This is a genomic window from Polyangium sorediatum (genome assembly GCF_029946465.1).
GTDB classification, from domain to species: domain Bacteria; phylum Myxococcota_A; class Polyangia; order Polyangiales; family Polyangiaceae; genus Polyangium; species Polyangium fumosum.
Genome location: NZ_JARZHI010000017.1, coordinates 105,264 through 119,798, shown reverse-complemented (window position 1 = coordinate 119,798; position 14,535 = coordinate 105,264). Strand labels below are relative to the sequence as shown.

Below are 14,535 nucleotides of genomic sequence, written 5' to 3'. Positions count from 1 at the left end.
AGCAACGGCGCGTTGCTTTGTCCAACCGGCCATGTTCGGTTATGTTCGCGCGCCTGAACGTGGCTCGGGGCGCTCATTGGGGAGACCGTCGAGGGCACGGCCCGCGCCTGGCGTGGGGCCTTCCTCTCGGCGACCCCTCGCTCCCGGCCACGGACCTCGGGCACATCACACCTTCGCGCTCCTCATCGGACTCACGGATGTCGTGCGTGGTCCGACCGTGGCGGGACCCGCCCAGGGCGCCCTCCCTTCGTTTCACGCACCAGCGAGCCAGCCAAGATGGGCAAACCGACGGATCGTGAGCTCGTGGAGCAGGCACGCGCCGGGAACGCGCAAGCGTTCGGGACGCTCGTGCAGCGTCACCAGCGGCGCATCTTCCGCCTCGCGTTCCACCTCGTGCGTACGGGCGCGGAGGCCGAGGACGTGACGCAAGAAACCTTCGTCCGAGCCTACCAAGCGCTCGACCGCTTCGACGGCCGCAGCGAGCCTTTCACCTGGCTCTACCGCATCGCCGTCAACCTCTCGCTCAACGCCATCCGCGCTCGCAAGACGAAGCGCGACGCGGTGCCCGCGGACGACCCGCGCATCGAGCCGCTCCTCGCGGAGCACCGCTCGTCACACGGCTCGGATCCGGCGCGGAGCGCGCAGGAGCGTCAGCTCACGAAGGCGCTGTGCGAGGGCATCGACAAGCTGTCGGACACGCTCCGGACCACGCTGGTCCTCGTGTGCATCGACGGCATGGGCCACGAAGAGGCCGCGCGGGTGCTCGATTGTCCCGAGGGCACGGTCGCGTGGCGCGTGCACGAAGCGCGGCGCAAGCTGCGCGAGCACCTCGAAAAGCAAGGGTTTGGAGGGGACGCGGCATGAGCCCCCAAGACAAGACCGACAAGACCGATCTCGGTGCCAAGGTCGACAAGCTCCTCGGTACCTGGCCTGCGCCGACACTCGACGACGCGGCTTGGGAAGAACGAGCGGCTTCGATCGTCGCGGCTGCGCAAGCCGCTCCCCGCGCGGACGACGCGGCGCTCACGGCGCTGCTCGCGCCGCCATCGCTCTCGCCCGAGGCGGGAGAGGCAGAACGCTTGGTTGCTTCGGAGAGCCCCGCGCGGCCTCTCCTTTCAGGAGAAAGAACGATGTCTCAGCAGGATTCGAACCCCGGGTCGTCGTCGGTCAAGCCCCCGGAGAGCATGCCGACGAGCGCCGCGACCTCGAAGCGCCCTTCGCTCAAGGAGCTCGCCGCGCGGGCCAGCCAAGCGGGTGCGTCCCGCCCGAGCATCCCGGGCCCGAGCTCGATCCCGCCGGCAGCCATCAGCAGGCCGCCGTCGGAGGTGCCGCCTGCGCCCGTCTCGCGCACGCCGATGCCCTCCGCGCCGCCGCCGAGGCCCTCGGAGGCCGGCAAGGAAGACTCGGGCGTCGTCGACCTGAACCTCATCAACAAGACGGCGACGGCCGAGCAGATCGCGGCGGCGGAGAAGGCCAAGCCCGCGACGCACGACCTCGCGTTCGAGGGTGACGAGAAGGTCGCGGCGGCGAGCGCGGGCAACGTGAAGAGCCTCGCCGAGGCGCGCGACAAGAAGGCCGAAAAGAAGGGCAGCGGCGCGACGTGGGGCATCCTCGTCGCGGTCGTCGGCATCGCCGCGGGCGTCGCGATCGTGATGCGTGGTCAGCCGTCGAAGCAGGACACGACCACGGCGAACGTCGGGCAGGACAAACCCCAGGTCGCAGCCGAGGCGCCGAAGGCTGTCGAGCAGAAGATCGCCGAGGCACCGCCGCCGGCGTCGACGGGTTTGTCGTTGGACTCGTTGCCGACGGAGCCCTCGGCGGACGCGCAGAAGGCCGCGCAACCGACGGGCGGCGGCGCTGCAACCGATTCGAAGGCCGCCGCGGCCACGCCTCCTGCGGGCGGCGCGGACACGCCGCCGGCGGCGACGGCGCCTGCCGGTCCGGCCCCGACGATCGGCGCGAAGCCCGGCGATCTTGCGGGCGCGATGGCGCAGGCCGTGGGTGGTTCCAATGAGAAAAACGACGCGACCGGCGAGATGGTCCCGGCGGCCGGCGGCAACAAGGGCGGCAACCAGACGATCCCGGAGCAGCCGTCGCAGGGCTCGGTCGCGAGCGCGGTCGGCGCGGTGATGCCGGGCGCGAAGGCGTGCGTCGCGGGCGCAGACGACGTGTCTCGCGCGCAGATCACGTTCTCGTCGGGCGGCACCGTAACGAACGTCAGCGTGACGGGTTGGGCCGCGAGCAACGGCCAGAGCGGGTGCGTCAAGGGAGCGCTGAAGGGCGCGAACGTCGGCGCCTTCTCGAAGCCCTCGTTTACCGTCGGTGTGACGATCCGGCCCTGAACGGCCGTACCGCGCCGGCCGGGCCTGGGCTTTCGAGGTTCGGCCGGCGCGACGGATCGTGCGGAAAACGTGTGTCTTGTCTTGACAGGCGAGACCCTCCGAATAGACTCCGCCCCCCCATGGTCTCCGCAACGCAGCAAAGCAGCCGCATCCGCAAGCGGAAGGCGCGGCGCGAAGGCACGGCCCGCAAGCGCGAGCTCCGCGCGCACGGCACGCCGAAGTTTCCGATCCACCTCGAGGGTTACGACCCGAACGCGCCCGATGCCCCCCGCACGGCGGCGAGCGCGGCAGCGAAGAAGTAGGGATTTGCTCCATGGCCAATCACGCATCTGCCGACAAGCGCAACCGCCAGCGCATCAAGAGGACGGCTCGTAACCGCGCCGCCAAGTCCGCCCTCCGCACCGAGCTGAAGAAGGCGCGCGCGACCATCACGGCCACCCCCGCGGAGGCCGCCAAGACCGTTCGTGAGGCCATCGGCGCACTCGACGGCGCGGCGCACAAGGGCACGATCCCCCGCAAGCGCGCCTCGCGCCTGCAGGGCCGCCTCGCCCGCGCGCTGCACAAGGCCACGAAGGCCGCATAGTTGATCCTCGGCCTCGGCCGAGCACGCATCGGACCGCTACACACCTCGAAATTTCGAGGCGTGCGGCGGTTTGTTGCATTTTGTTCGCCGTATTCGGCTCCCCTCCCGTCTCCCAGCAGAGCGATTGGGGGCGAAGCTCGACTTGTCCGAGCATGGCCCCCAAGCGGTGAACACGGGGTCAGGGGTGCGGGCGCTCGTTAATGCGCGTCGGCCCAGGTCGGACCCGCGCCCACGTCCACCACGAGCGGCACATCGAGCGGGAACACCGTCTCCATCACCTCGCGCACCTTCGCCTTCGCCTCCTCCACGCGATCGGCGGGCACCTCGAACGTGAGCTCGTCGTGCACCGTCAGCACCATGCGCGCGCCCGGCACGACGGGTTCGCCAAGACGAACCATCGCGAGCTTCAAGAGATCCGCGCTCGAACCCTGGATCGGCGTGTTCTGCGCGATCCGCTCGGCGTACGCGCGGCGGCCACGATCGGAGCTGTGTACGTCCGGGACCATGCGTCGACGACCAAGCATCGTCTGCACGACCTGCGTATGCCGCGCCTCCGTCATCGTGCGCTCCATGAACTCGTGCACGCCGCGGTAGCGCTGGAAGTAGGCGTTGATGAAGCGCGCGGCCTCGACACGCGGGATGTCGAGTCGCCTCGCGAGCGCGGCCTCGCCCATGCCGTAGATCACGCCGAAGTTGATGGTCTTGCTGCGCCTCCGCATCTCGACCGTCACCTCCGAGGCCTCGACGCTGAAGATCTCCATCGCCGTGCGCGTGTGCACGTCCTGCCCCGTGCGGAAGGCATCGACGAGCACCGGGTCCTTCGACAGATGTGCGAGTACGCGTAGCTCGATCTGCGAGTAGTCAGCGGAGAGCACGACGAACCCCGGCGGCGCCACGAACGCCCGCCGGATGTGGCGGCCGAGCTCGGTCCGGATCGGGATGTTCTGCAGGTTCGGATCCTGTGACGAGAGGCGCCCCGTGGCCGCGACCGCCTGGCTCCAGCGCGTGTGGATGCGCCCGGTCTCCGGGTGCACGAGCTTCGGCAGCGCGTCGACGTAGGTGCCCTTGAGCTTCGCGATCGCGCGATGTTCGAGCACGATGCCCGGCAGCGGGTGATCCTCGGAGAGCTGCTCAAGCACGTCCGCGTCCGTCGAGCGGCCGGTCTTCGTCTTGCGCAGGCTGCGGAGCTTGAGCTCGTCGAAGAGGATCGTCTCGAGCTGCCGCGGCGACGCGAGGTTCCACTCCTTGCCGGCGGCGTCGTGCGCGCGTTTTTCGAGGACCGCGAGCTCTTTCGCCATCTCCTCGCCGAGCGAGGCGAGCGCCTTCGGATCGACGAGCACGCCCGTGTACTCCATCTGCGCGAGCACCGAAGCGAGGGGCAGCTCGATCTTCGTGAAGAGGTCGCCGAGGTGCGCGGCTTCAAGGCGCGGCGTCTGCTGCTCGACGAGCGTGAGGGCGACCTCCGGGAAAGCCGCGGCGTACCCCGTCGCCAGCTCGATCTCGACGTCGTCGAGCGCGCGCTGCGCTTGCCCGCGCTTCTTCGGCGCGAGCTCCTCGAACGGCTGCATCTTCACGCCGGCGTCGCGCTCGGCCACGTCGGCGAGCTCGTGCGACGCCTCGGAGTCGAGCAAGTAACTCGCGAGCATCGTGTCGAATGTGGCGCCGCGGAGCGACAGACCGTGGCGGCGCAAAAGGACGTCGACGAACTTCAGATCATGGCCGAGCTTCGCGATCGCAGGGTCGCTCAGGATCGGTCCGAGCACCACGGCGACGTCGCTCATGCCGAGCTGCGCGGGCACGCCGAGATAGCGATGGCCGATCGGCACGTAGACGCTCTGGCCACGCTCGTAGGCGAGCGCGAGGCCACAGACGTGCGCGCGCATGGCCTCGCGTGAGGTCGCGTGGACCTCGATCGCGAGCTTGCCGGCCTTCTGCACCTCTGCGGCGAACGCAGCGAACTCGTCGCGCGTGGCGATCGCGCGCCTGCTGCCGCCCACGGGCGCCGCGGCGGGCACGGCCTTGATGAAGCGCGTGAAGCCGAGCTCCGTGAAGAGCGCTCGGAGCCGCGCGACGTCCGCGCCGCCGTACCGAAGCGCCTCGAAGTCGAAGTCGACCTGCGCCTCCATGTGCAAGCTGACGAGCTTCTGCGACAGGCGCGCGTCCGCCTCGTGCTCGCGCAGGTTGTCGCGGATCTTCTGGCGCTTGACGCGATCGAGGCCCGCGTAGATCCCGTCGAGCGTGGCGAACTCCTTCAAGAGGTCCGCGGCGGTCTTCACGCCGACGCCGGGCACGCCGGGCACGTTGTCGCTCGTGTCGCCCACGAGCGCGAGCAGGTCGCGGAGCTGCGTGGGCGGCACGCCGAACTTCTCCTCGACCTCGGCCGGACCGTAGACCTTGTCGCGCCCGTCCCAGAGCATCACGCGGTCCGCGTCGACGAGCTGCATCAGGTCCTTGTCGCTGCTCACGATCACGACCCGCAGGCCCCGCTCCTTCGCGCGCGCGACCGCGACCGCGAGCAGATCGTCGGCCTCGAGGCCGTCGGCGATGTAGATCGGGATGCGGTACGCCTCGACGATCTCCTTGCAGCGCGCCATCTGCACGTGAAGGTCGGGCGGCGCCGGGGGGCGATGCGCCTTGTAGTTTTCGTCGAGATCGTCGCGGAACGTGCGCCCGGGCGAGTCCATCGCGACCGCGAGGAACGCCGGTTTGCGCTCGTCGACGAGCTTCGACAACATGCTCACGGTGCCGTAGGTGGCGTGCGTGGGCTCGCCCGTGGGGCTCGTCAGGGGCGTCTGGATCGCGTGATACGCGCGGAAGACGTAGCCCGACAGGTCGATGATGTAGAGGACATCGGACGCGCCCGGCGGCGGTAGCTCGGCCTTGCGGGTGACCATGGGGCGAGCATGTAGCACGGCCGCGAGGCGGAATGGTCGAGCAGCCGAGCGCTACCGCTCGATGCGCTCGCGCGTCACCGTCACCTCGGCGTTGCCCTCGCCCTCGCGCGCGACGGACACCGTGACGCGTGATCCCGAGGGACCGCGGAGCCTTTGGATCGCGTCGGGGAGCGTCATCTCCAGGGCCGACACGCCGTCGATGCGCAGGAGCCGATCTCCGCGTCGAAGCCCTGCTTTCGCGCCCGGCCCGTTCTCGACGAGCGACGAGATCACGATCCCGTTCGGCGTGGGCACGAGGATCGCGCCGATGCCCTCGAGCTCGCTCTCGCTGCCGCCGTCGCCGCGTGATCGGAGCGTGATGTCCTCGCGGATGACCGAGGCGCCGCGCGTGGTCAAACCCGGCACGATCCGGCTCTTGTAGCCGTCGCGCTCCACGCGCACCGAGAACGGCCCCGGCGGCACGCCTACGAGCGAGAACGCGCCCTCCGCGTCCGTCGTGACGGGCGCCGCGAGGTCGAAGCCTCCGCCGCCCGCCACCCCGTCGAGCCGCACCGTCGCCCCTGCGATGGGACTCCGTGTCTCCTCGTCGCGCACCGTGCCCGAGAGCGTGGCCATGCGCGGCAGCGCGATCCGTACGTTGCGCGCCGTCTGACCGACCTCGACCTCCACGGTCTCGCTCTTGCCCGGCGGATGCCCCTCCGCGCTCGCGCCGAGCACGTACTTCCCTGGAGGCAGTTTTTCCAAGCGAAACGCGCCTGCCGGATCCTCCACCTTCTTCGGCCGGCCTCGCACGCCGATGTCGACGCCCTCGGTCTTCGGCAAGAAGAGCTCGATCGTGAGGCGATACGAGGTCACCGCCGCGCCTTGCTCGTCGACGACCACGCCCTCGATCGCGCCGCCCTGACCGAGCTTCACGATGTTGTCCTTGCCCGACTCCACACGGACGCGCTCGGACGACGGATGCTGCGAGTGATGCGCGACGACCATGCAACCCGCGGCCTCCGCGGGCAGCCGGAAGTGGCCTTCCATGTCGGTCGTCGTCGTGAGCTGCGCGCTTCGATCATCGCAGCCGACGGCGGCGCGCGGGACGGGTTGTCCCTCCGCGTCGAGCACGGTCCCGGTCACGTCGTCGTCGGCCGGCGGCTCGTCTTGCTTCGCGATCGCAGGCTTCGACGGCGCGTGTGGCGCCGCGCTCGCCTCCGTCGTCTCCACGGGCGGCGCGAGGGTCGCGGTGGTGGCGCGCGGGCGCGGCGGTCTCGCAGGGGGCGCGCCGGGGCTCGGCAGCACGAGCCACACGAGGAGCGGCACGACCAGCAGCGCGACGAAGGTCGCGAGCGCGAACGACCAGGCGCGCCGAGGCGTGGTCACGGCTCGACGCCCGGCCCGGCGTCGGGCGAGGCGCTGCGGATGTCGTCGAGCTCGCCGGGCGACGTCTCACCGGCGGGACCGAGCGCAGGCCCCTCGGGCTCCGCGGGCCACGGCGTCTCGCTGGAGGAGCCGCCGCAGCCGAAGAGCGAGAGGACGAGCAGGACGAGCAGGGATCGCGAACGCATGCGCGGACTATACCCGAGCCGAGGGAGCCCGGCCGGCAGGGACGCTAGCGCGTCTCAGCGAGGTTCGTACGCGCGATCCAGGCGCAGATCGCCGCGTTCAGGACGCACCACACGACGAGCGCCACGCGGCCGAAGGGCCCGCCCGCGTCACCGAGCGCGACGAGCGAGAGCAGGTACGCCCCCGTGCCCACGGAGAGCCCCGCGATCGCCGGGCGCAGGCGCTTCATGCCGAAGCCCACCGCCGTGAGCGCGAAGGGGACGAACGCGTTCGCGAGCGGCAGGAAGCGATGGAGCGAGACGCCGACGAGCAGATCGAGGTCTGCGATCGGGCGCGCAGCGACGTCGACCCAGAAGTCCGCGCGCGGCAAGAGCCACGGCGCGAAGAAGAGCAGCCCCGGGCCCGCGGCGAGCGCCGGCAGGAGGAAGTCGAGGCGCAGCGGGCTCTTCGCGTCCTTGTTCTTCTTGCGCGCCGCACGCGCGACGAAGGCCGTCATGAGCACGAGCGCGACGAGGCGCGTGAACGCATGTTGCTTCGTCACGGACACGGCCGCCTCGGCAGCGTCGAGCACGCCCGCACCATAGAGACGCTTTCCGCCGTCGGAGCTGTCGATCACGCGCGCGCTCTTCCGCAGCGCGTCCTCGACCGCGGCCGGATCGGTCACGCCGAGGCCCATCACGAGCGCGGCCGCGCCGGCGACGTGGGGCGAGGCCATCGACGTGCCGTTCCAGCCGGGGAACTGCTCGCACTTGTTGCGGCCCTTGTTGCACACCGTCTGCTGCACGACCTTCACGCCCGGCGCGGCGAGGTCCACGCCTTCTCCGCGCGACGAGAACGACGCGAGTTTGTCGCTCGGATCGGTCGCGCTCACGCCGATGACGCCGTCGGACGCACCGGGGAACTGCACGCTGCCGCCGGTGTTGCCCGCAGCCGCGACGACCACCGCGCCCATGCTCGTCGCGTGGTCGATCGCCTTCTGCAGCACCTTCGCGTTGCGCGGGCCGCCGAGGCTCAGGTTGATCACGTGCGCGCCGTGATCGGCCGCCCAGCGAATGCCGTCGGCTACGTCCGCCGTCGTGCCCCAGCCGTTCTCGTTCAGCACCTTCACGGGCATGAGCCGCGCGCCGAACGCCACGCCCGACGCGCCGATCCCGTTGTTCGTCGACTGCGCGATCGTGCCGGCCACGTGCGTGCCGTGGCCCTGATCGTCGTTCGCGTGCTCGTTGCCCGTCACGAAGTTCCAGCCCTCGACGCACTCGGTCGCGGCGAGATCGGTGCCCTTCATGAAGGGGCCGTGGTCCTCGCAGGCGATGCCCGTGTCGACGACGGCGACGGTCACGCCGCGGCCGACCGAAAAATCCCACGCCCGCTGCGCGCCGATGCGCTCCATGTGCCACTGCTCGCCCGCGAGCGGGTCGTTCGGGACGAACGACGCACGCACCCGCGCGAGCGGCTCGGCGAACTCGACACGCGGATCCCGCGAGAGCCGATCCAGCACGCTCGCCACGTCGCTTGCGGGCACCGTCGCGATCTGGATCTTCGTCGTCGGCTCGAGCTGCGTCGGCGTGAACGAGAGCCCGAAGTCCGCGGCGAGCGAGAGCAGCGAGGGCGCGTCGAGGTCGTCCCGAGCGTCCACCACGATCTGCCCCGGCACATCCCAGCTCGTCTCGCCGAGATCGGAAGGCGTCGACAGGAACCCTTCCGTCGCGATGGCGACGGGCTCGTAGAGCGGGCCGAGCCGATCGGCGTACGTCTCCGGGGCGCCATTCGCTCGCGAAGGATCTACGAGCGAGCGCTCGGCACCTTGGGCGCTCGCGGCGCTTACGGCGGCGACGAGCGCGGTCGCGACGAGCGCGGTCGGGAGAGCGGCAGGCGTTCGCATGACGTTATCCTAGCGCAGCGCAGAAGCCGGGTCCCGTCCGCATCGAGCCGGCGAGCGGGACGACCTTGGACGCATCGCGGCGCGTGTCGCGGCTTGGCAGCCCTACCGAAGTCGTGGTAGCGGCCGCTTCCATGGAGTTCTTGATTCCCTCGCGAACCGCGCGCCCCGCGGACGATCCCATCTTCGCGCTGAACACGGAAGCGCAGGCGAGAAAGAAGTCCGGTGATCCGGTCATCAACGCGACCGTCGGCGTGCTGCTCGACGACGATGGCAAGCTCGCGGTGATCGGCGCCGTGGTCGAGGCGCTGCGCTCGGTCCCGCCCGAGGTCGGCGCTGCGTACGCGCCGATCGCCGGCCCGCCGGCCTTCTTGCAGGGCGTGATCGACGACCTCTTGGCCGGCCGTCCCGAGGCCTCCTTTGCGACCGCCGTCGCCACACCCGGCGGCTCCGGCGCGCTGCGCCACGCGATCACCACGTTCCTCGAGCCGCAGCAAATGCTGCTCACGACGGGCTTTTACTGGAGCCCGTACAAGACCCTCGCGGACGAGGCGGATCGCACCCTCGCCACGTTCCGCATGTTCGACGACAAGGGCCGCCTCGACATCGCCGACTTCGAGCGCAAGCTCGCCGGCGTCCTCGACGCACAGGGCCGCGCGCTCGTCTTCCTGAACACGCCTTGCCACAACCCGACGGGGTATTCGCTCGACGAAAAGGACTGGAACGGCATCGTCGACGTCGTCGGGCGCGCCGCCGGGCGCGGGCCCATCACCGTGCTGCTCGACGTCGCCTACGGTCGGTACGCGAAGGAGAAGCTCGACGAGACATTCGCGCCGGCGCTGCGCCTCGCGGACAAGGCCATGGTCCTCTTCGCCTGGTCCGCGTCGAAGTCGTTCACGCAGTATGGCCTGCGCGTCGGCGCGCTCGTCGCGCTCTGCCCCGACGCCGGCAAGCGCGCGCGCGTCCAGAATGCGCTCACGTACGCGAGCCGCGGCACCTGGTCGAACTGCAACGCGGCCGGCATGACCGCCATCGCCCGGGTCCTCGCCGATCCCGATCTCCGCGCCCGCGTCGACCAGGAGCGCGCCGCGTGGAAGGACCTCCTCGACCGCCGCGTCGAGCGCTGGAACGCCCTCGCGACCGCCGCGGGCCTCGGCTATCCCCGCTACGACGGCGGCTTCTTTACCACGGTGTTTTGCGAGGACGCTCCGCGTGCCGCCGCGCGTCTGCGCGAGGAAGGCATCTTCGTGGTGCCGGTCCAGGGCGCGCTCCGCGTCGGCCTCTGCTCGGTCCCCGAGCGGGACATCGAGCGGCTCGTCGACGGGCTCCGGCGGGCGACGAACCCCTGATCCATCGGGACGGCCGGACGACCGCGACGAAAATCGAGCGTTCTGGTAACGTCTCGAATCCATCGCCGCGCGCGCGGCGCGCGCCTTGGAGGCCGTGAGAATGGGAAGGTTCGAGATGGGTGCTACTCGCCAAAGGCCGTGGGGGCTCGTGGGTGTCTCGGCAGCGCTCGTGATGCTGCTCGGGGGATGCCCGGATGCGTTGACCCTGGGAACCGAGGACCCGACCGGCGCCTCGGGCGGCGCGGGCCCTGGCGGAGGAGGACCGGGCGGCGGCGGCAACGGCGGCGCTCCGACGAGCTGCATCTCGAACTCCGATTGCCCCGCGCCCACTGCGGTCTGCGACACGAAGAAGTCGACATGCGTCGAGTGCCTGGAGATCGCGGACTGCGCGTTCCGGCCGGGCACGATCTGCTCCGAGGGCGCGTGCGTGTGTCCGAACGAGGGCGAGTCGTTCTGCGGCGCACCCGCGCGTTGCGTCGATCGGCAGACGAGCAGCCAGGACTGCGGCACCTGCGGGCACGCTTGCTTCGGCGCGTGCACCGAGGGCAAGTGCGCGGACGCCTGGGAGCCGACGCCGACGCAGGACGCGCCCGCCCCGCGCTCGCATCACGTCGGCGTGTGGACCGGCGCGACGATGATCGTCTGGAGCGGCAACACCGCCAGCGGCAACACGAACACCGGCGGCATGCTCGACCTCGCCACGGGCACGTGGACGCCGACGAGCACCGCGAACGTCCCGGCGCCGCGCTCGCGCGGCCGCGCTGTCTGGACCGGCACGCACATGGTCGTCTGGGGCGGCGAGAACGGCACCCCGGTCAAGACGGGCGGCGTGTTCAACCCGATCTCGAACACGTGGTCGACGATGACCACGGCCGGCGCGCCCTCGCCGCGTTCGGGCCACACGATGGTGTGGACCGGCTCGAAGGTGATCGTGTGGGGCGGGTTTGACGGGACGAACTACCTCGGCGACGGCGGCGCGTACGACGTGACCGAGGACCGCTGGGACGCGATCCCCGGGGGCGGCACGCCGCCGAGCCCGCGCTCGGATCACTCGGCCGTGTGGACCGGCTCGGACATGATCGTGTTCGGCGGCTACGGCTTCAACGGCGTCGAGGTCACCTACCTCGGCGACGGGGCCGAGTTCGATCCGGGCACGGGCGTCTGGAGCGCGGTCAAGGACGGCCAACCGCCGGCGCGCGCGCGTCACGCGGCCGAGTGGACGGGCACCGAGATGATCGTCTGGGGTGGCTACGATCTGCTCGGGCCGGCGTCGATCGGCGCGCGGTACAAGCCGAAGATCGAGTGGAGCTTCATGACGACCGAGGCTGCGCCCGAGCTCAGGCAGTTCCACACGGCCGTGTGGATCGCGCCGCGCCTCATCGTGTGGGGCGGCCAGAACGTCGACGGCAGCTACCTCAACACGGGCTCGCTCTACAACCCGGCGACGAACACCTGGAGCGCGAAGCCCATCCCGACGGCGCCCCTCGGCCGCGCGCATCACACGGCCATCAGCACGGGCAGCAAGATGGTCGTCTGGGGCGGCGTCACGCCCGGCGGCGGCGTCACGAACACCGGCGGCGTCCTCGATCCGTCGATCCTCCCCTGAACGATGCGCTGGGCGCGCTTCGCCCTCGCGCTCTCTTTCCTCGGGCTCGCGTCGTGCACCCACGAGCGACGCGAACCCGAGGCAGACGTCACGCTCGTCCTCGCCGCGTACTCGGCGTCGCGTGACGCCTTCGAACGCGACATCCTCCCCGCCTTTCAAGCGCAGCACGAGGCGCGCACCGGCAAGCGCCTCCGCGTGCGCGCCTCGTACCTCGCGAGCGGCGCGCAGTCTCGCGCCGTCGCCTCCGGCTTCCCCGCCGACGTCGTCGTGCTCGCGCTCGCCCCCGACGTCGCGCGCCTGGAGAAGGAAAAACTCATCACGCACGACTGGCGCAAGCGGGGCCGGCACGGCGCTTTCACCACCTCCGTCGTGGCCCTCGCGGTGCGTCCGGGCAATCCGAAGGGCGTCACGGGTTTTTCCGACCTCGCGCGCCCGGGCCTCGACGTGCTCATGCCGAACCCGAAGACGAGCGGCGGCGCGATGTGGAACGTCAGCGCGCTCTGGGTCTCGGCGCTCCGTGGCCATGCGGGCGTCGCTGCGAACGACGAGGGCGCCGCGCAGGGATATCTCCGCGGCGTCCTGAAGAACGTCGCCATCATGGACAAGGGCGCGCGCGAGAGCCTCATCACGTTCGAGAAGGGCGTCGGCGACGTGGCCGTCACCTACGAGAGCGAGGTCTTCGCGGGCCGCGCCGCGGGCCGCACCTACGACATGGTGATCCCCGCGTCGACGATGGTCGTCGAGGTCATGGCGGCCGTCGTCGACGTGAACGCCACGAAGCACGCCCTCCTGCCCGAGGCCGAGGCCTTCGTCGACTATTTGAGCTCCAACGAGGCGCAGCACTTCCTCGCGAAGTACGGCTTCCGCAGCGACGACCCCGAGGTACGCGCCGCGCACGCCGACGCGTTCCCCGAGGTCCAAGCCCCCGTGCGCATCGACGCGCTCGGCGGCTGGGACGAGGTCGTGCCCAAGCTCTTCAGCAAGGAAGGCGTCTTTCCGCGCACGTGGGAGAGCGTGTACGCGGCGCCTTGAGCGTTACTCGAGCGCGCCTTCTTCCACCACGGCGACGAACTTGTCCTGCTTCTTCTGCTGCGCCCACATCACGGCCTGACGGGGCCGGATGAACCCTGCGCCTTGCTGGATCTTCGGGTACTGCGGCATGGGCGCCGCCGTCGCGAGCAGGCCCTCGCGGATCTGCGCGGGCGTGAGGAGCGGGTTCGCTTCGAGCATCTGCGCCGCCACGCTCGCGGCGATCGGCGCGGCGAACGACGTCCCGTCGACGTGCTGGTAGTCGACGCCGATGTACTTCTGCCGGTTGATGCGCGCGCTGACCGCGTCGATGAGCCCGTTCACGCTGCTGCGCTCGTCGTGGCCCGCGCGCTGCTTCTGCTCGGAGAACCCCTGCTCGACGGAGAGCTCTTCGAGCACGGAGAGGAGCTGGAAAAGCGCGACGGCTTCCCGTGCGACGAGCGTGCCGGGCAGCATCGGCGCGGGCACCCAGATCGCGGGGGCCACGAGGTCCGGCTTGTCGAGCCCCTCGCGGATCGTGCCGTAGCTCGACGGCCAGAGCGACGCGTCGCCTTCGCGCTCGCCCTTGTCGTCGAGACCGCCGACGGTGATCGCCTCGGGCGCGGACGCGGGCGGACGCGAGGGCCTGCCGGGCGTGTTGCCTGCGGCGGCGAAGACCGTGATCCCTGCGGCGACGACCTCGGCGACGGCGGCCTCGACCTCGGCGAGGTCGGGATCACTCGACGGCGCGGCGAGCGACACGTTGAGCACGCGGATGCCGAGGTGCGGGTATCGGAGCGGAAAGCGGATCGCGTGGGCGACGTTCTTGCCCGTGATCTTTCCCTCGCTGCTCATCGCCTTGACGAGCACGACCTCGGCTTCCGAGGCGAGCCCGCGGTACCGGCCGCCCGAAACGTAGCCGTTCCCTGCGGCGGTGCAGGCGGTCATGGTGCCGTGCCACGACGCAGCGCGCGGCGTGAAGAAGTCGTCGGCGACGGCCTCGTCACGCGTCGCGTCGGCGTACGCCTTGATGCGGCGCTTCGGGCGCATGAGGTCGGGGTGCGGATAGAAGCCGCTGTCGACGAGGGCGATGACGATGCCGCGGCCGGTGAAGCGGGGGTTGGCGTCGAGGCGCTCGGGGATGGAGAGGAGCTGGGGGCGGGCCATCGGGGGCGTGGTTGTGACACCGAACGAGGGGGGAGGGCAATGGATGGCGTAGGATCACGGACCTCTCGCGCGTGGTGCGCCCGCCGTCGAGGTGCGGCCACGAACCGAAACGCTCGAAGCGCAGGCCTGTGCGATGTGGTTGCAATGGTAACAATG

General features: G+C 70.7%; 12 protein-coding genes. 7 read left to right on the top strand and 5 right to left on the bottom strand.

Annotated elements, in window-relative coordinates:
• The first annotated feature begins 276 nt into the window (after nt 1-276).
• From QHF89_RS20655 to rpsT, 4 genes are all read left to right on the top strand, one after another.
• Nucleotides 277-864 carry an RNA polymerase sigma factor gene (locus QHF89_RS20655; RefSeq protein WP_136926985.1) on the top strand — a complete coding sequence of 196 codons (588 nt, stop codon included), beginning with the start codon at nt 277-279 and terminating at the stop codon, nt 862-864.
• Entirely contained in the window at nt 861-2,342 is a 1,482-nt protein-coding gene (locus QHF89_RS20650; RefSeq protein WP_136966510.1) for a hypothetical protein, read from the top strand. Before QHF89_RS20655 ends, QHF89_RS20650 begins: the two co-directional genes overlap by 4 nt.
• A 119-nt stretch (nt 2,343-2,461) precedes the next feature.
• A complete protein-coding gene (locus QHF89_RS20645; protein ID WP_136926983.1) occupies nt 2,462-2,644 on the top strand; it encodes a hypothetical protein in 183 nt (60 codons plus the stop codon).
• 11 nt (nt 2,645-2,655) lie between these two features.
• Nucleotides 2,656-2,925, top strand: coding sequence for a 30S ribosomal protein S20 (gene rpsT, locus QHF89_RS20640; protein WP_136926982.1), 270 nt, complete (start codon nt 2,656-2,658; stop codon nt 2,923-2,925).
• A 197-nt stretch (nt 2,926-3,122) separates the two neighbouring features.
• On the opposite strand, the gene polA is transcribed toward rpsT, so the two are convergent.
• The 4 genes from polA to QHF89_RS20620 are packed head-to-tail and all read right to left on the bottom strand — an operon-like array spanning nt 3,123 to nt 9,252.
• The gene (polA, locus tag QHF89_RS20635) at nt 3,123-5,819 is read right to left on the bottom strand and encodes a DNA polymerase I (protein ID WP_136926981.1); all 2,697 of its coding nucleotides are present in this window, start codon (nt 5,817-5,819) and stop codon (nt 3,123-3,125) included.
• A gap of 51 nt (nt 5,820-5,870) precedes the next feature.
• Entirely contained in the window at nt 5,871-7,187 is a 1,317-nt protein-coding gene (locus tag QHF89_RS20630) for a carboxypeptidase regulatory-like domain-containing protein (protein WP_136966511.1), read from the bottom strand.
• Nucleotides 7,184-7,372, bottom strand: a complete 189-nt coding sequence (locus QHF89_RS20625) for a hypothetical protein (RefSeq protein ID WP_136926979.1) — start codon at nt 7,370-7,372, stop codon at nt 7,184-7,186. The genes QHF89_RS20630 and QHF89_RS20625 overlap by 4 nt, the downstream gene beginning before the upstream one ends.
• Nucleotides 7,373-7,416: 44 nt before the next feature.
• Entirely contained in the window at nt 7,417-9,252 is a 1,836-nt protein-coding gene (locus QHF89_RS20620; RefSeq protein ID WP_136966512.1) for a S8 family peptidase, read from the bottom strand.
• A gap of 131 nt (nt 9,253-9,383) precedes the next feature.
• Between QHF89_RS20620 and QHF89_RS20615 the strand changes: the two genes are divergently transcribed.
• From QHF89_RS20615 to QHF89_RS20605, 3 genes are all read left to right on the top strand, one after another.
• Nucleotides 9,384-10,598 carry an aminotransferase class I/II-fold pyridoxal phosphate-dependent enzyme gene (locus QHF89_RS20615; RefSeq protein ID WP_136966513.1) on the top strand — a complete coding sequence of 405 codons (1,215 nt, stop codon included), beginning with the start codon at nt 9,384-9,386 and terminating at the stop codon, nt 10,596-10,598.
• A 115-nt stretch (nt 10,599-10,713) separates the two neighbouring features.
• Nucleotides 10,714-12,204: a Kelch repeat-containing protein gene (locus QHF89_RS20610; protein ID WP_136966514.1), complete on the top strand. Its 1,491-nt coding sequence runs from the start codon at nt 10,714-10,716 to the stop codon at nt 12,202-12,204.
• Nucleotides 12,205-12,207: 3 nt separating this feature from the next.
• The gene (locus tag QHF89_RS20605; RefSeq protein WP_136966515.1) at nt 12,208-13,236 is read left to right on the top strand and encodes a sulfate ABC transporter substrate-binding protein; all 1,029 of its coding nucleotides are present in this window, start codon (nt 12,208-12,210) and stop codon (nt 13,234-13,236) included.
• Nucleotides 13,237-13,239: 3 nt separating this feature from the next.
• Here QHF89_RS20605 and QHF89_RS20600 read toward each other — a convergent pair whose 3' ends face one another.
• Nucleotides 13,240-14,379: a S8 family serine peptidase gene (locus QHF89_RS20600; protein ID WP_136926974.1), complete on the bottom strand. Its 1,140-nt coding sequence runs from the start codon at nt 14,377-14,379 to the stop codon at nt 13,240-13,242.
• Nucleotides 14,380-14,535 lie beyond the last annotated feature (156 nt).